At 48.0% G+C, this 22,278-nt stretch carries 19 protein-coding genes; 12 read left to right on the top strand and 7 right to left on the bottom strand.

From position 1 onward, the window contains the following. Positions 1 to 66: 66 nt before the first annotated feature. Entirely contained in the window at positions 67 to 1,323 is a 1,257-nt protein-coding gene (locus DDZ15_RS02710) for an MgtC/SapB family protein (protein ID WP_109644577.1), read from the bottom strand. A gap of 358 nt (positions 1,324 to 1,681) precedes the next feature. Between DDZ15_RS02710 and DDZ15_RS02705 the strand changes: the two genes are divergently transcribed. After that, positions 1,682 to 2,554 (top strand): DUF72 domain-containing protein, encoded by an 873-nt coding sequence (locus tag DDZ15_RS02705; RefSeq protein WP_146198494.1) that lies wholly within the window; start codon positions 1,682 to 1,684, stop codon positions 2,552 to 2,554. A gap of 155 nt (positions 2,555 to 2,709) precedes the next feature. Here DDZ15_RS02705 and DDZ15_RS02700 read toward each other — a convergent pair whose 3' ends face one another. Continuing rightward, positions 2,710 to 3,072, bottom strand: a complete 363-nt coding sequence (locus tag DDZ15_RS02700; RefSeq protein ID WP_109644573.1) for a four helix bundle protein — start codon at positions 3,070 to 3,072, stop codon at positions 2,710 to 2,712. 155 nt (positions 3,073 to 3,227) lie between these two features. Between DDZ15_RS02700 and DDZ15_RS02695 the strand changes: the two genes are divergently transcribed. Then, positions 3,228 to 4,379, top strand: coding sequence for an aminotransferase class V-fold PLP-dependent enzyme (locus DDZ15_RS02695; RefSeq protein ID WP_109644571.1), 1,152 nt, complete (start codon positions 3,228 to 3,230; stop codon positions 4,377 to 4,379). A 70-nt stretch (positions 4,380 to 4,449) separates the two neighbouring features. On the opposite strand, the gene DDZ15_RS02690 is transcribed toward DDZ15_RS02695, so the two are convergent. After that, the gene (locus DDZ15_RS02690; protein ID WP_109644569.1) at positions 4,450 to 4,872 is read right to left on the bottom strand and encodes a fasciclin domain-containing protein; all 423 of its coding nucleotides are present in this window, start codon (positions 4,870 to 4,872) and stop codon (positions 4,450 to 4,452) included. A gap of 293 nt (positions 4,873 to 5,165) precedes the next feature. Here DDZ15_RS02690 and DDZ15_RS02685 point away from each other — a divergent pair, with 293 nt between their 5' ends. Next, on the top strand, positions 5,166 to 6,782 hold the full coding sequence (locus DDZ15_RS02685; RefSeq protein ID WP_109644566.1) for a peptide chain release factor 3: 1,617 nt from the start codon (positions 5,166 to 5,168) through the stop codon (positions 6,780 to 6,782). Positions 6,783 to 7,005: 223 nt separating this feature from the next. On the opposite strand, the gene DDZ15_RS02680 is transcribed toward DDZ15_RS02685, so the two are convergent. Beyond that, entirely contained in the window at positions 7,006 to 7,458 is a 453-nt protein-coding gene (locus tag DDZ15_RS02680; RefSeq protein ID WP_109644800.1) for a TspO/MBR family protein, read from the bottom strand. Between the two features lie 221 nt (positions 7,459 to 7,679). Here DDZ15_RS02680 and DDZ15_RS02675 point away from each other — a divergent pair, with 221 nt between their 5' ends. Next, complete coding sequence (locus DDZ15_RS02675; RefSeq protein WP_158278604.1) at positions 7,680 to 9,401, top strand: T9SS type A sorting domain-containing protein; 1,722 nt, start codon at positions 7,680 to 7,682, stop codon at positions 9,399 to 9,401. Between the two features lie 141 nt (positions 9,402 to 9,542). Further along, positions 9,543 to 11,108, top strand: coding sequence for an aryl-sulfate sulfotransferase (locus DDZ15_RS02670; RefSeq protein ID WP_109644562.1), 1,566 nt, complete (start codon positions 9,543 to 9,545; stop codon positions 11,106 to 11,108). A gap of 196 nt (positions 11,109 to 11,304) precedes the next feature. On the opposite strand, the gene DDZ15_RS02665 is transcribed toward DDZ15_RS02670, so the two are convergent. The 3 genes from DDZ15_RS02665 to DDZ15_RS02655 are packed head-to-tail and all read right to left on the bottom strand — an operon-like array spanning position 11,305 to position 13,780. Next, positions 11,305 to 11,952, bottom strand: a complete 648-nt coding sequence (locus DDZ15_RS02665) for a TlpA family protein disulfide reductase (RefSeq protein WP_109644560.1) — start codon at positions 11,950 to 11,952, stop codon at positions 11,305 to 11,307. Between the two features lie 5 nt (positions 11,953 to 11,957). Next, positions 11,958 to 12,626, bottom strand: coding sequence for a nitroreductase family protein (locus DDZ15_RS02660; RefSeq protein WP_109644558.1), 669 nt, complete (start codon positions 12,624 to 12,626; stop codon positions 11,958 to 11,960). A gap of 17 nt (positions 12,627 to 12,643) precedes the next feature. Continuing rightward, positions 12,644 to 13,780 carry an Mrp/NBP35 family ATP-binding protein gene (locus tag DDZ15_RS02655; RefSeq protein WP_109644556.1) on the bottom strand — a complete coding sequence of 379 codons (1,137 nt, stop codon included), beginning with the start codon at positions 13,778 to 13,780 and terminating at the stop codon, positions 12,644 to 12,646. Positions 13,781 to 13,946: 166 nt separating this feature from the next. On the opposite strand from DDZ15_RS02655, the gene DDZ15_RS02650 reads away from it, so the two are divergent. The 7 genes from DDZ15_RS02650 to DDZ15_RS02620 all read left to right on the top strand — a co-directional run bounded on the left by DDZ15_RS02650 (position 13,947) and on the right by DDZ15_RS02620 (position 22,278). After that, positions 13,947 to 14,345, top strand: coding sequence for a cupin domain-containing protein (locus DDZ15_RS02650; RefSeq protein WP_109644554.1), 399 nt, complete (start codon positions 13,947 to 13,949; stop codon positions 14,343 to 14,345). A gap of 62 nt (positions 14,346 to 14,407) precedes the next feature. Continuing rightward, complete coding sequence (gene gcvT / locus DDZ15_RS02645; RefSeq protein ID WP_109644552.1) at positions 14,408 to 15,505, top strand: glycine cleavage system aminomethyltransferase GcvT; 1,098 nt, start codon at positions 14,408 to 14,410, stop codon at positions 15,503 to 15,505. A 46-nt stretch (positions 15,506 to 15,551) separates the two neighbouring features. Further along, positions 15,552 to 16,277, top strand: coding sequence for a 2-phosphosulfolactate phosphatase (locus DDZ15_RS02640; protein ID WP_109644550.1), 726 nt, complete (start codon positions 15,552 to 15,554; stop codon positions 16,275 to 16,277). A gap of 4 nt (positions 16,278 to 16,281) precedes the next feature. After that, positions 16,282 to 18,792, top strand: a complete 2,511-nt coding sequence (locus tag DDZ15_RS02635; protein WP_109644548.1) for a DNA translocase FtsK — start codon at positions 16,282 to 16,284, stop codon at positions 18,790 to 18,792. After that, positions 18,764 to 19,417 carry a LolA family protein gene (locus DDZ15_RS02630; RefSeq protein ID WP_109644545.1) on the top strand — a complete coding sequence of 218 codons (654 nt, stop codon included), beginning with the start codon at positions 18,764 to 18,766 and terminating at the stop codon, positions 19,415 to 19,417. The genes DDZ15_RS02635 and DDZ15_RS02630 overlap by 29 nt, the downstream gene beginning before the upstream one ends. Continuing rightward, entirely contained in the window at positions 19,414 to 20,415 is a 1,002-nt protein-coding gene (locus DDZ15_RS02625) for a lysylphosphatidylglycerol synthase transmembrane domain-containing protein (protein ID WP_109644543.1), read from the top strand. Before DDZ15_RS02630 ends, DDZ15_RS02625 begins: the two co-directional genes overlap by 4 nt. Positions 20,416 to 20,538: 123 nt before the next feature. After that, positions 20,539 to 22,278 carry a hypothetical protein gene (locus DDZ15_RS02620; protein WP_109644541.1) on the top strand — a complete coding sequence of 580 codons (1,740 nt, stop codon included), beginning with the start codon at positions 20,539 to 20,541 and terminating at the stop codon, positions 22,276 to 22,278.

Genomic DNA, 22,278 nt, shown 5'->3' with positions numbered 1-22,278 from the left:
ATCGAATTGAAGCGAAGTTAGCAGAACGGGAGGGAAAAGCAAATTTTGAAAAAAGTAAATAGGTGATCATAAAATGAGCGCACTTGTAATACCCGCAGCCGCAACCAGTATAATCAAAACGATTAATCTGAGGCTCTCTTTCACCCCTACATAGAAGGCAAAGATGGCGCCCTTAACAATTGTATTGGTGGCGGCGGCAAGAATAATTCCTAAAACTGCTACGCTGTGGCTCAGGTCATCGTTTGCCATTTTAGAAAGCGAGAGAGTGATTGCGTCCACGTCCATCAATCCGGATGCGATCGACAGCAGGTAAACACCTTCGTCGCCAAACCACTCCTGCATGCCTTCCGAAAGCATTAGTATAAGAGCAAGAAGTGCCCCGAACTTAAGGGCAGTAGTAATTTGAAACGGGTTCTTCAGGTCCAGCTTTTTTTCCAATCCGTTTTTGTCAGGCGTGAATCTCCAAAGCCACCAACCGCCTGCAACCATGCCTGTAAACATGATGGAAACGGGAATCCAGAGACTGTTTAACAGTTCAGGGTTAACAACGGCCACTTCTATCATCACTCGCACAAACATGATGGAGGAAGCAATCATGACTCCGCCCATAAACAAAATTTTCACCTCATATTTGCGTGCAAACTGCGCAAGGCTCACCGTAACGGCTGTAGAAGAAGCGAGTCCCCCGGTTATGGCGGTGACCAGTGTTCCGACTTTGTTCCCCCCGATTTTAATGGCAAAATACCCAAGAAAAGAGAGGCCGGTTATCAGTACAACCATCAGCCAGACCCAATATGGGTTCAGTGCCTGCCAGGGCCCGTATCCCTGATCAGGCAACAGCGGCAGCAGCACAACCGATATGATGAGGAGCTTGATGGTGGCGTAAAGCTCCCTGGTTTTCATTTTTCTGAGCCACTTGTGAAGAACCGGCTTATAACCCAGCAGTGCCATAACGATAACAGTGACACCCAATGCCAGAAGTTCATTTCCGAACATTGCCCACGCAGATAGAGCAAATGTAAGCATCATGGCAAACGCGGTTGTAACCCCGACGTCACTGTCTTCACGTACATCCAGAATATGGGCTGCAATAATCAGGATGGATACGGCAAGAAACGCGACAGCTATAATCCATTCGTTCAACTCCATTGAAAGAAGGGCCCATACTCCTCCCAGGAGCCCAATAAGGCTGAAGGTGCGGATGCCGGCTATCCGGTCGCCCTCCTCCTCTTTTCTCCCGCTCCATCCCCGTTCGAGGCCAATCAGAAGCCCGATAGAGAGAGCTACCAGCAGTTCAAGAGCTATATGATAGGTTTCCTGCATCTGCAAAGATTCAGTTCAGAGGTAATTGAGGGATTCTTTTATCAATATCGTGATTAGTAATCATCAAGCCAAAGGGGTACATCGGATAAGGGATGAGATCGGCGGGATATAACAGGATTGTTTTTGAGCTGACATGCCGGTTTCTCTGTGGCGGGTTTAAATCAAACTGCAAACGGTTTGAAACCCCTTTATGCTGCCTGAGGCTTGCAACCTGCTGCTTGCTGTTAATTGCCTGGTTAATTGTACTTGTAACGTGCTGTCTGCAGCTTCCGGGATCCCTCTTATTTAAAACCTACCAATAACCCGATCAAAAAAGCTCAGAATTTTGTTTCTTGATGAGAACAGGATAGGCCATGCCATGTCAAACCCGATCAAAAAATACCATATAGGCCTCACTCAGTGGGGCTACAAGGAGTGGAAAGGCAATTTTTTCAGGGAAAACGCCAAGCCGGCGGACTTTCTGAAGCAATACGCCTCTGTTTTTAATTCGGTGGAAGGAAATACCACTTTTTACCGTGCTCCCTCCCGCGAAACCGTAAAACGGTGGGGCGAGCAGGTGGACGATACCTTTAAGTTCTGCTTCAAATTTCCGCAGGGCATTACCCATTACAAGCGCCTGAAGGATGTCCATGATGATGTGCTATCCTTCCTGGAGCTTTTTGATCCCATTCGCACAAAGCTGGGACCATTTCATATTCAGCTCAGCTCTCAATTTTCCTACAATGAAATGGATAAGCTGGAACGGTTGGTGGAGATGCTTCCGGTGCACCTTCACTATGCCATCGAAGTGCGGCATCCCGATTATTTTGACAAGGGCAAGCAGGAGCGCCATTTAACGGATTTGCTGAAAAGCTATGGAATAGACCGCGTTGTGTTCGACACAAGGAGGCTCCATGCCCTATCAGGAAATGAGCCATCCGTCCGCGAAGCGCAGCGGAAAAAACCACAGACACCTGTCCGGTTTGAGACCACAGGAAACAAGCCGTTCATCCGTTTTGTAGGTGCCAACGACATTCTCAACAATGAAACCTACCTCAAAGAGTGGGCCATAATCACGGCCGACTGGATTCGGGAGGGTAAGCATCCCTATATGTTCATTCATGCTCCCGACACGCTCCAGGCACCTGCCCTGGCCCGATATTTTCACAGCGAACTGGCCAAACTGATTGAACTCACCCCCATGCCGGCCTGGCCTTCAGAGAGAAAGGATGAGCAACTGGGACTCTTCTGATTTTAAGAATGAAGCTTAAATTTAAAGCGGCAGGTAGCAGGCTGCAAGCTGCAGGCCGCAGGGTACAGGGTACATGGCGCGGGGCACAGGGCACAGGGTTTGTCATTCTGAAATTATGAACTGAGTTTGGACTAAATTTTGAATTATTTCGGATATTAATTTCTTTTCTCTATGGCTTTAATAAATCGGTAGATCTTACTTCCCAATTTGTCAATTCGTTGAAGAAGTTCAATGTAAATGTCACCATCTTTTAAGGAACCGGTTTCCCATAAGATTTCAAGATGATCTCTTGTTTCATCAAGTGAAGCATGAGAATAGATGAGAAACCTTGTATAATCATTTGTGTACTTTCTTCTTGCATATCCTTCAACAATATTGGATCTGACGGATTTGGATGATCTCCGAATCTGACTTCCCGTTTCATACAATTCAAATTTGGGCAACAGAAGTGTCAGTGCATGGATATCTATTGACAGTGATCTTGCATCATTCCATATTTCGAGATTTTTATAACTCATAAAATCCAAATACAACAGGTGTTTATAAAGGCTCTATTATTATGATCCGCGATTTGTCAATTCCTTACAAAAAAGAATTTATGGTTGCATGTGAGAATCCGGGTATCAACTTTCCCTGAACCCTGAACCCTGAACCCTGAACCCTGCAGTCCCCCATGTCTCACAAATCACTATTTCATCTCGACAAAAACCATCACTACCTGAACTGCTCTTTTTTGTCGCCGCTGCTCAAATCGGTGGAGGAGGCGGGGATTCGGGGGATCCGCATGAAACGGACACCCTGGCAGGTGACACCCGACGATTTCTTTACCGATTCCGATCGTGTCCGAAAGCTGTTTGGGGAACTCATACATGCTCCTGATCCGGAATCCGTCGCAATCATGCCATCCGTCTCATACGGTATGGGGACGGTGGCTGCAAATTTGCCGGATCAAAAAAATGGCAAAATAGTGGTCGCTCACGAACAGTTTCCAAGTAACATCTATCCGTGGGAACGGGTTTGCGATGATCGTGGGTGGGAGTTGGTTGCGGTAAGCCCGCGTGATCCCGTCAACCAAAGGGGGAAAAGCTGGAATCAGCATATGCTGGACTCAATTGATGAGAAAACAGTGCTGGTCGCACTCGCCAACGTGCACTGGGCCGACGGCACACGGTTCGACGTGGAATCCATCGGGGAAAAGGCACGGGCTAATGGTGCTTTTTTTGTCATTGACGGCACACAGTCGGTGGGAGCCATGCCCTTTGATGTACAAACTGTAAAGCCCGATGCTCTGATTTGCGCCGGTTATAAATGGCTATTTGGCCCATATGGAATAACACTGGGCTATTTCGGAAAACGGCTTCAGACTGGAGTACCGCTCGAGGAGGGATGGATCACAAGAAGGAACAGCCATGATTTTTCAGGCCTGGTAAATTACAAGGATGAATATGAAAAGGGAGCTGTCAGGTTCGACATGGGTGAAAGAAGCAACTTTGTAACACTGCCGATGATGGCCGCTGCACTGGAACAGGTATTGGAATGGACACCGGAAAAAATCCAGTCATACTGTGATGAACTTTGCAGGAACTATATCTCAGAATGGCGAAATCATGGATTCAGAATTGAGGACCGGGAGTGGAGGGGTGCTCATATGTTCGGTATCCGGATTCCGGACGATGCATCAATTGAACTGCTGAAAGAAAGGCTCAGGGATCAAAACGTGCACGTTTCCGTGAGGGGTACAGCTGTCCGTGTGGCGCCTCACCTCTATAATGATAAGGAAGATATTAATGCGCTTCACAAGGTGCTTATGGGCATCATTCCATAAAAAACACATTCAAAAGAAAAAGCCATCTTCCAATAATGAAAGATGGCTTTCGCGTTTTGTGAACAAGGTTTTACTGATCCTTGATAATCTCATCGGTTACGTGAACAATTCCGTTCACTGCGATGATATCCGCTATGGTAATATTAACATCCAGCGATGGACCCGCATCCTCTGCAAGTACTTCGCCTTCAAAGATGTGATTCACCAAGAAATCATGCGCCATATCGGGATCCTCCCTCAGCTTGTCCACGTCCAACTCCATGGAATTAATCGCTTCATCCGTTGGCGCAATAACGGTATAGGGACCATCATCTGAAATCATTTCATCCACTCCCGAAACCTCAAGAAGTTCAGCCATCACGGTATGATCCTCACTTTCATTGATGATATCCAAAACAGTTCCGTCTTGGGCCGCTGTTGACTGGAATCCAAAAATTAAAAATATAAATGCAGTTGCGGCAAAAATTGAAAGTACTCTCTTTATCTTAAACATAATTTGCGTTTTTAAATTGAGTGTTCACTAGATATAAACATTTTTAATAGACTGTGTGTTCCGAATACTTTTATGAAATAATTTCGTGCTAAAAATCATGACCAGATATAGAGATTATTATCTGAAAATCAGAAGGCATGAAATCTGAGATATTTTAATACACATTCAACGGTGGGAATGTCGATGTCATTACCAATGCCATACATTCAGAACCAAATAAGCTTCAGGTAAGAAAGAGTGAAGATGTAGCACTTTTTCCGTAATTTTAGAGTCTTTGTAATTTTAGAACAGACATGACACAAACCGATACAATATCAAAGCCCGGACGCGTTGCCGGAGAGGCGGCCAAACGGCGTACATTTGCAATTATCTCTCACCCGGATGCGGGAAAGACTACATTGACGGAAAAGCTGCTTCTATATGGGGGTGCCCTGCATGAAGCCGGATCTATCCGTGCAAGAAAAGCGAGCCGGCATGCAGCCTCCGACTGGATGTCGATCGAAAAGGAACGCGGCATCTCAGTTACCTCCTCTGTTCTGAGGTTCGAAAAAGATAATATCAGGTACAACCTGCTCGACACCCCGGGTCACAAGGATTTTTCCGAGGATACGCTTCGTACGCTGGTTGCCGCCGACAGCGGGCTCATGGTGATCGACGTTGCAAAAGGCGTTGAAGAGCAGACGGAGAAACTGTTTGAAGTGTGCCGCCTGCGGCAGGTCCCCGTTATTACATTTGTGAATAAATGTGACCGTCCCGGCATGGAGCCGCTGGAAGTGCTCAGCAATGTCGAAAACAAATTGGGTATAGAAGCCATCCCTGCAAGCTGGCCGGTCGGATACGGACAAAAATTTCAGGGTATCTACGACCTGATTGGCAAAGAACTGCATCTTTATCAGAAAAGTGAGCACGGGGCAAAAAAAGCTGATACTGTAATTTGCAGCCTTGAAGAGGGTCTGGAAAAGAGCTCACTGTCAGATGCAGAAAAAGAGGCTCTCAGGGAAGAGATTATGCTGATTGAAGACATGTTTTCTGGCATGGATCCAGAAGGTTTCAAAAAGGGAACGGTCTCACCTGTATTTTTTGGTTCAGCTCTGAATAATTTCGGGCTGGATGTATTTCTGAACTATTTTAAAGAATTGGCTCCTCCTCCCCAGGCATACAGTGACGATTCGGGAGAGCTTCACGGGCTTGACGAACCGTTCAGCGGTTTTATTTTTAAGCTGCAGGCCAATATGAATCCGGATCACCGCGACTGCGCCGCATTCGTAAGGGTTACGTCGGGACAGTTTAAACGGGGCCTGGAGGTGGTTCATGCCGGTACAGGGAAAAAGGTACGCATGTCTACCCCCCATACACTGATGGGAGATGAAAGACACATTCTTGAAGAGGCCTACCCGGGCGATATCGTTTCCCTGTTTAATCCAGGTTTTTTCAGAATCGGTTCCACTCTCTATTCAGGGTCACCAGTTAGTTTTAACGTTATTCCCCTGTTTACCCCGGAACATTTTATGAAGGTTTCCACGAAAGACCCTTTCAAAAGAAAGCAGCTTCGTGAAGGCCTGAAGCAGCTTTCCGAAGAGGGGGTAGTGCATGTGTTTGAAGTGCCCAATGGAGTGGGGAATGAGCTTTTGCTGGGAACCGTCGGCGTTCTGCAGTTTGAAGTGGTGCAACACCGGATGGCTACAGAATACGGAGTGGAGCTTCATATGCAGCCCGTATCATACAATTCAGCCCGATGGCTGCCGTCCGAGAGCGAAAAGATCATTGAAAAGCTGGAAAGCTCCTATTCAACTCATATCACGCGCGATATGGATGAAAACCCCATTGTTCTTTTCGATAGCGCGTACGCTCTAACACAGGCTGAAGAAAAAGTAGGCGCGGAAAATCTGTTTAAGTATAAGCAGGACTGAAAAGCGGATCTCAGATATGTGATATGCGATATTCGATCTCAGAAGTACCTTATTTTTGAGTATTGAGTATTGAGTATTGAGTATTGGGACGCCAAACGTGAGACGGGAGAAGAAGATCTCAGATTGGTCCCGAAGTCTCTGGAGTGATTTGCGATCTCAGAAGACTATCGAAATCTTTTACCTTCAACATGCAACAAACAACCCGCAACGCGCAACTGACAAATCAGTTCATCATCCAGATCGCGCCATTCAGTGCGGTTGCAAAGGTCACCCACGCGATATAGGGGGTCATCAGCCAGCCCGCAAGACGATTCTTTTCGAAAAACAGCCATGTTGTTGCGATAATGGCGGTCAGAAGAATTAAAATTTCAAAAAAAGCCCAGCCTGTTTCCTGCATGCCAAAGAAAATCTGAGACCAGAGTCCATTCAGGGCAAGCTGAACAAGGAAGAGCGACAGAGCGGTTTTTGCACTCTTGAACCCATGGTCTTTCCAGACCAGCCATGCAGAGATCCCCATAAGCGTGTAGAGCAAAGTCCAGACGGGACCAAAAAGCCAGGCAGGGGGATTCCATGCAGGTTTTGCCAGTGAATCGTACCACTCCGGGGAAGCCATTCCGGGCGAGACCTGCGCTCCGGTCCAGGCTACCATGTAACACAATGCGATCCAGAGGATCATTACTGATATACGAAAAATGGGTTTTGATCTGTTATTGGAGTTCATAAATTGGTATCTGTGTAGAAATCACGATGAACAATCAACATAAGAATCTCAATTCTGAGATTTTGAGTCGATTTGATTAAACTGAAGGGATAGAGATAAAATACATTTCCACTGCTGAAGATAATTGAGAATCCATGATATGTTTCCGCCCACCTTTTTCTGAAATCATATGCAATATGATACATGTACCCGTTAAAAAATTACTGCTGATACCTGTAATGGCGCTGTTTGTGGCCACATCAGCCGTTCAGACTCTATCAGCTCAGATCATTGAAGCCGATAACATGATTATAGCCCCTGCTCCGGAGTCGGGGCAGGTTTGTATACTCGATCCTGCAGGCTATGACGAACACGTGCATATCAGCGCTGCTGAAATGAGGGCCAAATACAACGTGAACCAAACGGCAAGTTCAGCCACTTTCGATATCGAGTATTTTAATTCATGCGGCGGACAGGTGTGGCCACAGCAGGCCAGGAATGCAATCGAGCGTGCATTCGACATCTGGAGCACCCACCTGAGTTCCAGTGTTCCGATACGGATTGAGGCTAACTGGATTGCTTTGGCTGAAAATACACTTGGAAGTGCAGGGCCGACAAATATTGTTCAATTTGATCCGGGAGAAGCTGAGCAGCTTGGTGCCCAGCCCAATACCTGGTACACCATAGCACAAGCCAGTGCCATGAGCGGCGAAGATCTTGTGACACAGTTTGATATAGGCCACGACATCGTGATGAATATTAACTGCCAGTGGGGCAGCTGGTATTTCGGGACCGATGCAAACCCTCCGACAGGCCAGATTGACCTTGTATCCGTGGTGCTGCATGAGATCGGCCATGGTATAGGGTTCCTGGGCAGCATGTCGGCCAACAATGAGACCCTGGAGGGGAGTTATGGATTCGGTTCTGCCAATGACCCCATTATTTTTGATCGTTTTGCGGAAGATGGGAGCGGTACTCCGCTGCTCAACGCTTCTCAGTATCCTAACCCCTCAAATGCGCTCTATATGGCTCTTACGGGTCAGCTGGGCGGTATCTTTTTTAACGGCGGCAATGCAAACCTGGTGAACGATGAAAGCCCGGTGAGACTCTATTCACCACCCGAATGGAATGGCGGTTCGAGCTATTCACACCTCGACCAGAACACATACACCGACACCGAAAGCGCCCTCATGAGGCCGCGTATACCCAGTGCATTTGCAATACACTCCCCGGGTCCTGTTTTCTGCGGAATGCTGGGAGACTGGGGGTGGCCGCTGGGTGGAGACTGTCAGGCCTTTATAGCAGCAGATGCATTTATAGCGGTAAGAAGCCTGGACAACCTGGAGCTGAACAGCCTCGAATTCGGGGTAACCAATATAGGCTCTCCCGTAAACCGGTCGTTTACCATCAGCAATGAAGCTGCCTCGCCCGAGCCGTTCACCTATAACATTACGATTGAAAACGAAAATTACCGAATTGTACCGTCAAGCCTGGCAAATCAGACACTGCAGCCGGGTGAGACCGTTCAGCTTACGGTTGAGTATGATCCCCAGAACGACCGGGTTCACAGCGGCAACCTGAGGATACGCCACAACGCTCAAAATCAATCCAGCCCAATTTCGGTAACGCTGGCAGGCGAATCGCTGCTGGAGGAGGAAATAGCGCGGCTTGAGCAAAACTATCCCAATCCGTTTAACCCGGAAACAACCATCCCGTTTGTGCTGCCCGATCAGGCAAACGTAAGACTGGACGTATATTCCATCGACGGGCGCCTCGTGAAAACCCTTCGAAACGGAACCTTGCCATCAGGTCGATATGAAGAACCATATAACCTTTCCGATCTGGCAAGCGGCATGTACCTCTACCGTCTTATTGTGGATAATTTTGCCGATACGAAGAAGTTTTTGATTGTGAAGTAAAGACTTGAAGCTGACAGCTGTCAGCTTTCAGTCATCAGCCGTCAGTGGTTGGTGGTAAGTCGTTCTGTCGTCTGAACCCGGAACCTTGTAGCCAGTTGTTCGAATCATCAAAATCAGATAATAAAAAATGTCAGTACATCTATGAAATGCATTTCCCGGATACTTCTGGTACTGTTTTCCGTAATCGTGATTGTTGCCTGTAATGACAATACATCGGGGCCTTCGGATCTGGAAGTTGGAATTGATAATGAATCTGTGACGGTAAACCCTTCCGGTGTTGCACCTCTCACTGCGTTGATTGAACTGGAAACAGACACTGATGTAAGAATATCTATAAGGATACCCGGCAGAAACGGACCCGGGTCCGATATTGTCCATAGTTTTGATGAGGTAACATCAACCCATGAAATACCGGTGCTGGGTCTGTATCCGAACGTCGAAAAATTGGTGGAGCTTACCTTTTTTACCGGCAGCGGCAGGAGCCTGGGCACCAAATCCTATTCAGTAACCACGGGCCCGATTCTGGCTGACCTGCCTGCCATCGAGATCAATACTGCAAATCAATCTCAAATGATACCCGGGCTAACTTTTGTAAGTTATTTTGGACATCGGCAGGGCGGAAGTGCCACCCCCCAAAGGCCGTTCATGTTCGATTCTTCCGGCGACATCAGGTGGTACCTGGATTATGGTGCAGATCAGGGTTCGGAGTTATCCGGCCTCTTTTACGACGATGGAATGGAGCGCCTTCAAAACGGAAATCTCTATTTTGGCAATGGAAACACCGGCAGCATTTATGAAATCAATATGCTGGGTGAAATTCTGAACACCTGGCCCATGCCGGGGTACGGGTTTCACCATGAGGTGACTGAAAAACCAAACGGAAACTTTCTGGTTACCGTAAATAAGCAGGGAATCAGTACGGTTGAAGATCACATTATTGAAATTGATCGCACTACCGGGCAGATCATCAGAGAGTGGGATCTGCGGGAATCACTTGACAAGAACCGAACCGCGTGGCCAACGGCATTTGCCGATATTTCCGTCGATTGGTTCCACGCAAACGCTCTCTATTACGATGAAACAGATAATACCATTGTGGTTTCCGGCAGAACACAGGGTACGGTAAAGTTAACGGAGAACAACGAGGTTGTCTGGATCATTGCACCCCACAAAGAGTGGGAAACATCCGGTAACGGCACTGACCTGAACCAATTCCTGCTCCAGCCCCTGGATGCGAACGATCAGCCAATAAACAATAATGACATATTGAACGGCAATTCAAATCATCCCGATTTTGAATGGGCATGGTATCAGCACGCACCCTTGAGGATGCCCAATGGAAATGTGATGCTTTTCGATAACGGTGACAACCGAAACTATGGAATTGCAGAACCCTACAGCCGCGTCGTGGAGTATGAAATTGATGAAAGCAACATGACCATTAAGCAGGCATGGACCTACGGAAAAGATAGAGGTGAGGAGACGTTTTCGCGTATCGTTTCGGATGTGGACTATTACCCTGAGTATAACCGTGTATTCTTTATTCCGGGAGCTTCAAATTTTGACGGAAGAAAATATGGCAAAACAATAGAGATTGATTACAACACCGGAGAAGTCATTTTTGAGGCTACGATAACTCCGCCGGAAGCTGCCTTTGGATTAATTACACTCCACCGGACGGAACGGATGAGCATGTATCCGGAGTGATGGTATTTGGATGTGCAAAGAGCTATCAGCCATGAATTGTCAGTGGTTAGTAGTCAGTTGTAATCTTTCAGTTGACACATCCCAAAGTAGCACCATGCTTCAGTGGCTCTCAGGGTTTGGGCTAAATAAATTTCTCTCAACAGACCACCAACTACCAACCATAAACAACTGGCAACTAACAATAGACCACCAACCCTCAAATCCCCGCCAGCTCCATTAAGAACTGCTCAAACTCCGGCGTATCATACTTCGCAAAGCCCTGTTTCTCCATCATCAGCTTGCCGTCTTTGGAGATCACGTAGGTTGTCGGAACAACACCGCTTTCATATGTCCCGGGAGCTTTTCCCCTGAAGTGTACAATCGGCATGGATAGTTCACGGTTCTCCATGAACCGCTGTGCGATATCAAAATTTTCATCTACCGAAACGAGCAAAAATACGATATCGTCATTGTCACTCACATTATCGTAAAGTGCCTGAATGGAGGGCATTTCAGCAATGCAGGGCGGACACCAGGTTGCCCATACGTTCAAAAAAATCACCTTTCCGCGATACAGGTCGAGTGACTGTGTACGGCCGCTCTCATCCGCAAAATAGAAACCGGGGTCGGCATCAGGATATCCTGCAGTTACGGTAGATTCCGGAATATCAGGTTTGATCAGTCCGGTTGCCAGAAGCCCCTTTTGTAATGTTCCGATAAGAGGGGTGTGAAGGCCGGTTGCATACAGAATAACAATAACCCCAATTAAAATACCCCACTCGATTAAATTACGTTTCAGGGATGAGGACTTCTTTTTTGTGCCCTCAGATCTATCGGATGGTGTTTTGGGTGATTTTGCGTTCATCTGTACTATCGAAATGTTGAAATTTCGGAAAGAGACTTTTTCCCTATGTCGGGTACGGTGACGCCTTCAGCGGGATAGCCGGTAACCAAAAGCAGAAAGGGCTTTTCGTTATCCGGACGTTCAAGAAGTTCGTTTAGAAAACCCATCGGGCTGGGCGTATGTGTAAGCGTGGCCAGCCCCGCATGATGCAGTGCCGTAATCAGGATACCGGTCGCAATGCCGACTGACTCTTTTACATAGTAGTGTTTTCTTTTTTTTCCCTTTTCGTCCACGCCGTAACTTTGGGAGAATATGGCAATGAGGCAGGGCGCCTTTTCAAGGAATGGTTTATATTCGTTGGTACCGAGAGGTTGAAGGGCTTCGAGCCACTCATTCGGTGCCCGGTTTGTATAGAACTCTCTCTCCTCCTTTTCTGCCGCAATGCGGATCTTCCTTTTCAGTTCAGGACTTCTGATAACCGCAAAATGCCACGGTTGCAGATTGGCGCCGTTCGGAGCTGTAGAAGCGGCCCGAATACAGTCTTTAAGCACCTCATCGGGAATTTCTTTATCTGAAAAATCGCGAACGGTACGTCGTCTTTGAACCTCCAGCCTGAACTCCCTGGCACGACGGATCATCTCGTCTGGCGGGTATTCTATGTAGCTGCTGTAAGGAATATGGGATGGGGAGTCCATGGGCTGCAGTTTTGGTGTCAGGGCCGGATTGTAATTTCTATCTTATCGGAGGATGAACGGTCGCGATCCTGGATCGCAAGTGTTTGCTGAACGCGGTTGGCGATCTCTTTAAGCCCGATTGCAGCCTGCGAGGAAGGGTCGGATGCTACAACAGGCGTTCCGCTGTCGCTGGTTTCGCGTATCTGTTCTCTCAGTGGAACCTCACCCAGAAACGGCACTTCAAGTTTTTGTGCAAGCCTTCGCGCACCGTGTTTTCCAAAGATATAATATTTTTTTTCGGGCATGTCTTCCGGTACGAAGTAAGCCATATTTTCCACAATCCCCAATACCGGAACATTTACTTTACTGAACATGGCCACCCCTTTTCGGGCATCGTCGAGCGCAACCGTTTGCGGCGTGGAAACAATGACGGCGCCTGTAAGCGGTACGGTCTGTACGATAGTGAGCTGGATATCGCCCGTGCCGGGAGGGAGGTCCAGAACAAGATAGTCAAGTTCGCCCCACTGTACTTCCTGCATAAACTGTTTAACGGCACTCGTAACCATCGGACCTCTCCAGATCATAGCCTGATCGGTATCTACAAGAAATCCCATCGAAACCAGGTGCACACCGTGCTTCTCAATAGGAACGAGCTTTTTATCGGTTGTGATATTCGGTCTCTCTTTCACATCAAACATCGTGGGCACACTAGGGCCGTAGATGTCGGTATCAAGAAGTCCAACACGTGCGCCGCTTTGTGCAAGTGAAACGGCCAGGTTAGCGGCCACGGTCGACTTTCCGACACCGCCTTTACCCGAGGCCACCGCTATCACGTGTTTAACTCCGGAAAGTATCGGTTCCTGTTGCGGGGCTTTTTGTGCTTGTTCAGGTTCATCATCCTTGCCCTCAAGCTCTCTCTGCCGCGATATATTGATTCCGACGGTGATATCCAGCACAGCCTCGGAATCCACAAATTTATGGATGGCGCGCGTGCACTCCTCTTTCAGCTGATGAGCCAGGCTGTCATCCTTTTTCGGCATTTCCAGAGTAAATGAAACATATTTGTCCTGAATGATCAGATCCTGAATCAGATCGAGTGTAATAAGGTCTTTCTGATACTGTGGGTGCAATACATGCGCAAGTGCGCTTTTAATCTGTTCTTTATGGATAGACATAAATGTTTTGAGTGTGTGAAATTGTTACCTTTCAAAGATAATCAGAAATGGATGCAATCTAAACGGCTTCATGCAAACGCTCGTTTCATCCGATTCATTTTAAATCGGTATTGATTCCGAGACGTTTTAGTGATTTTCCCGTTTTGCAGCCAGATACCCATTGCACATGAAATCATCAACTGACGGTAAACTGATCTGTACGGAAGGCAGTATTCATGCTCTCTCACCTGTAAAGATACCTGTTCCCGGAAACAAAATTATTGAAGAGTATATCGGTCTGCAGAACAGCGGCACCTCGCAGTTTTCCGTGGCGCGCATGGTGGCACCCCCGGGCTGGGAAGAGCCGGAACAGAAGCCGGAGTTTGATGAAGTTACCATAGTTATACGAGGCCGGATGCAGGCAGAGGTCGATGGAAAGCTTGTGAAAATTGAAGCCAATCAGCCATTTGTAGCCCGGAAAAACTGTACGGTACGATATTCCAACCCGTTCGATGAAGAGGCAGAATACTGGGCGGTATGTGTACCTGCCTTCTCACCGGATACCGTAAACCGATCTGAAACGTAACATTCTATACTTTTTTATCTTTAACCGAACCGAGTAAACGAGTAACAGATTAATCCCGGACAATGTTAAAACGAACACCCTTCTATAGCGAACATGAAAAACTTGGCGCAAAACTAATCGATTTCGGTGGGTTCGAAATGCCGGTTCAGTACGCCGGTATCAAACAGGAACACACTGCCGTGCGCGAAAAGGCGGGCCTTTTTGACGTGTCGCATATGGGAGAGTTTTTTGTGAGTGGTTCGGAAGCCCTGAACCTGATCCAGAAAATGACCATCAACGATGCATCAAAGCTAAAGCCCGGAAAAGCTCAATACTCGGCAATGTGCTATGAGGATGGCGGTATAGTGGACGATCTGCTGGTGTACATGCTTGATTTGGAGGAGTACATGCTGGTTGTAAACGCCTCAAATATTGAAAAGGACTGGAGGTGGATTGTCTCCCAGAACAGTATGAAAGCTCAGATTGAAAACCGGTCTGAAGAAATTGCCCTGCTGGCACTGCAGGGGCCTGCCTCGGCAGATATTTTACAAAAGCTAACCGATACGGATGTAGCCTCAATCTCATTCTACACCTTTGAAAACGGCAGCGTGGCCGGAGAAGAGAATGTAATCATATCCGCCACCGGTTATACCGGGGAGAAAGGTTTCGAACTTTACATTGATACGGCAAAGTCAGACCCTGTGGCCATTTGGAATGCTCTTTTTTTTGCCGGCAAAGAGTTTGATCTTGAGCCTGCCGGCCTTGGAGCCCGCGATACGCTTCGCCTCGAAATGGGCTACGCGCTCTATGGAAATGACATTACCAGGGATACAACTCCGCTCGAAGCCCGGATGGGGTGGCTTACAAAACTGGATAAGGGAGAATTCGTGGGCCGCACTGCCCTGCTGAAACAGAAAGAAAACGGCGTTGAAAGAAAATTGATGGGCCTTGAGCTGTCGGCGCCCAGAAGTGTGCCCCGTACCGGGTATGACATCCTGGATAAAGAGGGAAATGATATCGGTTTTGTGACAAGCGGTACACAATCCATTTCACTGGAGAAGGGAATTGGAATGGGATATGTTTCAGCCGAAAATGCAGTTCCGGGCAACAGTGTGCGGGTCCGTATTCGAAAGAAGGAAGCGGATGCCGTTATCGTAAAACCCCCTTTCTACAAAAAGTAGGCAGTAACCGTAACAGATTAAAAGCAGGTTTTCAGACGAATTATATATGATCCAGGCCAGAAGTATTGATGTATTTTTCTCAGCGCAATCGTTTCAGGAAAATGATCTGAGAAATAAAACCGTGGTTGTAATCGATGTGCTGCGTGCTACGTCAACAATGGTAACAGCCTTGATGAATGGCGCCAGGGGCGTTATTCCTGTGGGTGATATGGGTGAAGCAAGTAAAATTTCACAGAACCTGGATTCTGAAAACCACCTGCTCTGCGGTGAGAAGGACGGTGTGAAAATTGAGGGTTATGACCTGGGAAACTCGCCTCTTGAATATACCCGGGAACATGTGGAGGGAAAAACACTCATCTTTAATACCACCAACGGAACCAAGGCAGTAAAAAAGTCGATGGGTGCGTCCAACGTAATGATCGGTGCATTTTTGAACCTTACGGCCGTATCCCGCTATCTGGAATCCTCTCAAAATGACGTTATTTTGCTTTGTGCAGGATGGAAAGGCCGTTTGGCCCTGGAGGATACATTGCTTGCCGGTGCAATTATTTACAAATTGTACGGCGGCTCTTTACCCGACACGGCACCGGATGGTGCAAAAGTTGCATTTGGACTGTTTGAAAAATACCGGGATGATATCGAATCCGTTATCCTGCAGTCGAATCACGCTGTAAGGCTGGCAGATATAGTGGAAAATAACGACGTCTCCTACTGCTGCAAGATCGATCTATGTGATATTGTTCCCGTATTGACAGACGGAATTATCTCTTAAAACCATGGCAAAGAAGAAAAAGAACAACAGCTTTCTGAGCAGTTTTGACTATACCCGCAAAATGGAGGTAGCGGGCATTCTGATTATGGCGGTAGCCGCTCTTCTTCTGCTCAGCATCGCTTCGTACAACCCTGCCGATTACGGTATTGTGAAGACTCTTTCATCCGAGTCTCTTCTGCAGGTGGACCGAGGTCCTGCGCTGCGGGTCAATAACTGGCTCGGTGTGATAGGGGCCTACATTTCCAACTTGTTTGTGCACGTGCTTTTTGGCTATGTGAGTATTATAGTGCCTATTCTGATAGCTTCGCTGGGATGGTATGTCTTCAGGCAAAAACCGGTTGCTGAACTGGGGTGGCCGCTGGCATATGGTATCTGGGTAATGGTGTTGATTTCAACAACGATCGGGTGGTTTTATAACGAGTATGAAGCCTACTCCATGGCCTGGAGCGGAGGATCGGGAATTTCGGTTGCACAGATTCTGCACAATATCACAGGTGTCGGCTCCATAATCATACTGGCTGTTTTGCTGTTTGTGTCCGCACTTATTCTGATTGACAGGGATTTGCAGAAAACCATCGACACCCTGAAAAGCTGGACGTCAGATTTCAGGGAAAACCGTGACCGCAAACGTGAGGAGCGGCTTCGCAAGAAAGAGGAGAAAGCAGCCATCAAACAGCGGCAAAAGGCGGATGCAGCCGCTAAAAAAGAGATGGAGAGTGCCAAAAAACAGCCTGTTTCATCCGATACAGACACTGCTCCCGATACACAGAAGCACTCATCTATCGATGATATCGTAGAGCGATCGCAGGAGGAGGACCGAAAGCGGGAGCTCGAGAAAAAGAAGGAACGTGCAGAGCTTGAAAAGCTTCCCCCGCGTGCTATTCTGGAAAAGAAGACGGCGGCAGAGGAGAAAACCGTAGTTGATGACAACGATGACGATGATGTCGAAATCTCTGTTTTTGTGGGTGAGGGCGATGAAGAAGCCAGCGAGCGTGAACTGGACCGTGTCAACAAGGATAAAGCACGCGAAGTACCGGTTATCAAATACAAGTTTCCCGGAATCGACCTGCTCGACGCTCCGCCGAATGAAGGGAATGAGGTAGACCTTGATGAGATCAAGGAGAATAAGCGCATCATTCTTGATAAGCTGAAACGTCACAAGATTGAGATCTTGAGCATCAATGCGATTGTTGGGCCTACGGTGACGCTTTACGAGCTGGAACCGTCACCTGATGTGAAAATCAGCAAGATTGAGAGCTATGCCAACGACCTGAAAATGGCCACCGCTTCGCATGGTCTTCGCATTATCGCACCGATTCCGGGCCGATCAGCCGTGGGAATTGAGGTGCCGAACAGCACGCGCGAGACGGTTTACATTAAGTCGGTCATCAACACCAAAAAGTTTGTGGAGACCGACCACGAACTGCCCGTGGCGTTTGGAAAAACGATCGAGAATGAAGTGTTTATGATCGACCTTACCCGGATGCCTCACCTTCTCATTGCAGGAGCAACGGGTTCGGGTAAATCGGTCGGGATCAACACGATTATCACGTGCCTGCTCTATAAATGTCATCCCGACAACCTCAAGTTTGTGCTCGTTGATCCCAAAAAGATCGAGCTGTCTCTTTACCGAAATATACAGAATCACTACCTGGCCGTGCTGCCGGGTTCTGAAGAGCCCATTGTGACCAATACGGATATGGCATTAGAGACCCTGGAGAGCGTTACCAAAGAGATGGATGAGCGCTACGACCTTCTCAAGATGGCGATGGTGCGGGATATCAAATCATATAACGAGAAATTTAAAAGCGGTGAGCTGGATGAAGAGCTCGGCCACCGCCACCTGCCTTACATTGTAGTGATTATTGATGAACTGGCCGATCTGATGATGACGGCCGGGAAACAGATCGAGGAACCCATTGCGCGGCTGGCACAGCTTGCACGCGCAATTGGCATTCATCTGGTGGTGGCCACGCAGCGGCCGTCCGTAAACGTAATCACAGGAACCATCAAGGCCAATTTTCCCGCCCGTATTGCTTACCAGGTCGCTTCAAAGGTTGATTCAAGGACGATTCTGGATACAGGCGGCGCCGACCAGCTTGTGGGACGCGGAGACATGCTTTTTGCAAGCGGTGCCGGAATGACCCGGATTCAGAATGCTTATGTAAGTGCGGAAGAGGTGGAGAGGGTAACCTCATTTATCGGTGAACAGAAAGGGTTCAAGAAACCTTTTCAGCTGCCTGTGGTTGAAACGGATGACGGTGGTATTCCCGATCCGCTTGACGATATTGATGACCTGTTCAGGGAAGCAGCCAAAATTGTTGTGCTTCATCAGCAAGGTTCGGTCTCCCTGCTTCAGCGAAAACTCAAAATCGGATACAACAGGGCGGGCCGGATTATCGATCAGCTTTATAATGCCGGCGTGGTGGGCCCGTACCAGGGCAGCACCGCACGGGATGTAAAAATTACCGAAGAGGAGGACCTGGATGAGATATTTGAAGAGCTCGGCCTGTAAGATTATAAGAATCTTTTCTATCACAGCGATTGTGATCTGTACTGCGTTTACTCCGGCAGAAGCACAGAATGATACACCTGTATTCGATAGCCTCAAAAATGCGTTTCAGGAAGGACAGATATTCACAGCACTTTTCACCCACGAGTACAATGATTCGTTTACCGGCGAGCAGCAATACTCGGAAGGTGAAATCTGGATCGGCCGTGATCGATACAAAATTGAGGGCAGCAATCAGCAGATGCTGGTAGACGGTGATATATCCACTGTGTACGACGGTACGAAAAACCGCGTAATTATCAGTGAATATATAGAAGAAGAGGATGATTTTGCGCCATCCAGAATGCTGCAGGGTGCCGACAGTACGTTCAGTGTCACAGAAGAGACAATTCCGGGCAGAGGCACACGCGTCTATTTGCAGTCAGAGGATATCTTCTCCGTTTTCAGGGAAGTGCTGATTTTTATTGACGAGTCAGGCAGTCCGGTCCGCATTGAAGCCATCGACCAGGCCGACAATCGGCTGATAACCCGGTTCGAAGAGGGGGAGTTCACAGATCTGCGCGAGGATATGTTTCAGCTTGAGGTGCCCCTGGATGCAGAAGTCATTGACCTGCGTGCAGAGTCATGAGAAAACGCCGGATCCTCAACATTCTGGTCTCAATAGTAGTTGCAGGACTCTTTATCTGGCTGGCCGTCCGAAATGTAGATTTATCCGAACTTTGGGAACAGATCCGGGGTGTTACGCTGGGCTGGCTTCCTTTTTTTCTCATCGTAATGCTTGTCAGTCACTACCTCAGGGCAGAGCGCTGGAGGCTGCTTCTGACAAAAGACTACAGTGACATCCGCCGAAGTACCCTCTTTGCAGGGGTAATGATGGGGTATTTTTTCAATAGCCTTGTTCCCAGGCTGGGTGAGGTTACCAGGCCGGTATACGTAGCCAGACAGCACAAAATGAGCTCCAGTAATCTCATCGGCACCATAGTAATTGAGCGTCTTTTCGACATGGCAACCTTGCTGGTCCTGGCCCTTTTCTCCGCGCTTTACCTGGTTCAGGACCTGGGTAGTTTTCAGCGATTGTTTGGTACGGAGGGATGGCCGTGGTATTTCTACCTTGTGTTGCCCGGGCTCTTTGTGATTCTTGCAGCAGGCATCTGGTTTGTAAGAAAAGTGTTGATTTCGCTGGAAAGCAGAGAAAAGATATCGAGTCCGTTGCTGGAGAACATAGTGCAAAAAGCGCGATCATTCAGTGACGGTATTGTCTCCATCCGGCACGTAGAGAACTGGCCGCTCTTCCTTCTGCTAACGGCAGGAATTTGGTTTGGCTATGTTATTATGGCCTGGCTGCCCTTCTTTATGATGAACCTTCAGGAGATATATGGCCTTACGTTTACGGATGCCGTTGTCCTCACCATTGTTTCTTCCGTTGGAGTGAGTATTCCCACACCGGCGGGTATCGGTTCGTATCACTTACTCATTCAGCAGAGTCTTTCGGTTCTGTATCAGGTGCCCGCGGTTTCTGCGCTTACCTATGCAACCGTTGCGCACGGGGTAACGGTCATCACTGTTTTGATTGCAGGCCCGCTTACCCTTTGGTGGGATAAGGCCCGTACACTGAACCGGTCTTAAAGACGTTTGAGGTCTGTGAATCGTTTGTTTAACGATCCGGCAGACCCTTTAAAAGCTGAAGAATATTTGCTGAAAAAGCGCCAAAATAATTTTTACATTAATCGATATTAATATTTCATCTATATGATCAGATTGATCTCATATCTTTTTGCGGCTTTATCGTTGATTCTGATTAGCCTTTCAGGTGTAGAAAACGTACATGCCCAGGAGGCACAGACAGGTGGACAACGTTCTCTCCTTCCGGAAATTGATCCGCAGGATATTGAGATCCGCAGCCAGTTTCAGGCCCGTTTTCCCGGATTAAGAAGACAGCCGATCCTTGGCTTCAATCCACGCCCCCGGGTGTACCAGATCGACCCCAACAGACGGCCGTTTATTGAGGATGAAGAGACTGTGATGGCAAACCTGCCAATTGGTGTATTGGAGAGGCCCGAAGCTCCCGTATTTAACCCTCTTGGCTATGCTGAGCCCAAAAACGGTTTTGCAAGATTTGGCTTGGGCAGCTTTCTTACACCTGAGGCTGATGTGTACGCCATGAGCCGGCTCGGCACAAACCACTGGGTGTCAGGAAATTTCAATTATGTTTCTACCGACGGCCATATTGACGAATTCCGAAGCTCTGCACGCGATGTGTCCATGGATCTGATTGCTATCAGCTCTCTTTCCGATAAAGTTAAACTGAAAGCGACACTCGAAGCGCTGTCCGGTTTTAATTATTTCCCCGGACTTATATCCGAGCTGGGAGTGCCGGTCGTTCAAAATAGCCGTGTAGAGAACTCAGGGATCAATGGGGGCGCTTCTTTGACATATGCCCGAACCTCTCTCAGCGGCATGGCGCTGTCAATCAACGGTTATTCGGGCTCGATGAATATGACGTCCGACCTTGTACCGCTTACCGGCGAGGCAACGGAGTGGGGCGTAAATGCGAACGCAGAGTACTCACGTCTGGGTGAGCATGTGCAGGAAGTGCACCGGTTGAGGGTGCGTGCCGATGCAGGCGGGATTAATGAGCGGCTTGGCGCAACACAAAACTGGGTTATTGCAGGGGCTTCTGCTCACTATGAACGCCTCTTCAACTATCAGACTGACGTTAAGGCTTCCGCCGGTATCACGGTGGCTGATGACGGGATTAATGATCTGTCTGTTTACCTTACACCCGACGTAACGTTGAGGCATACACTTTTCAGAGGGCTCGATTTGAGGGGGCGGCTGCTCGGCAGGGTAGATCAGCCGACACTGGCAGGAGTGCATGATGAAAATCCTTTTTTCGATCTCGCATCACTGCTGCAGCACCAGTACGAAATGAGGCTCCAGGCCGAAGTTCTTGCCGAACCGCTCAAGGGGACCAAATTTTCAGGGGGCCTTTCATATCAGAATATCCGTCACTATCTCTATTATACAAGAAATGAGAACAGTATAGCCGGTACCGATTTCACGGAGCAGTACTATTCACCGGCATTCAGGCGTGCAAACATTATCAAATTATACGGCAGTCTTACCCAGGATCTGAAACCGGGCATAGTCTGGCTTACGGGTGAAGCACACTGGCAAAGGCCGCGTTTATCAGGGAACGAAAAAATTCCGTTTATTGAAAGCCTTGGTGCTCAGGCAACGGTATCCATCCGGCCCGCCGGTCAGATACTCATAGAAGGGTGGGCCGAATTCGCCGGTGACCGGGAAGACTCCGCAGGAAACGATCTGTCTTCATTTTTCATCGTAGGCAGCCGTTTCGAAATATCCGTTACAGAAAAGCTGGGTGTATACGGTAAACTTCTTAACTTGTTAAGCGAAGAGTATGAACTTTGGCGTGGCTACCCTGAACGCGGTTTCCAGGGATTTGCCGGAATTACATATCTGTTTTAG

It is taken from the genome of Rhodohalobacter mucosus (assembly GCF_003150675.1).
Classification (GTDB): domain Bacteria; phylum Bacteroidota; class Rhodothermia; order Balneolales; family Balneolaceae; genus Rhodohalobacter; species Rhodohalobacter mucosus.
Note: the sequence above shows the minus strand (reverse complement) of the source record. Positions and strands in the feature narration are given on the sequence as shown.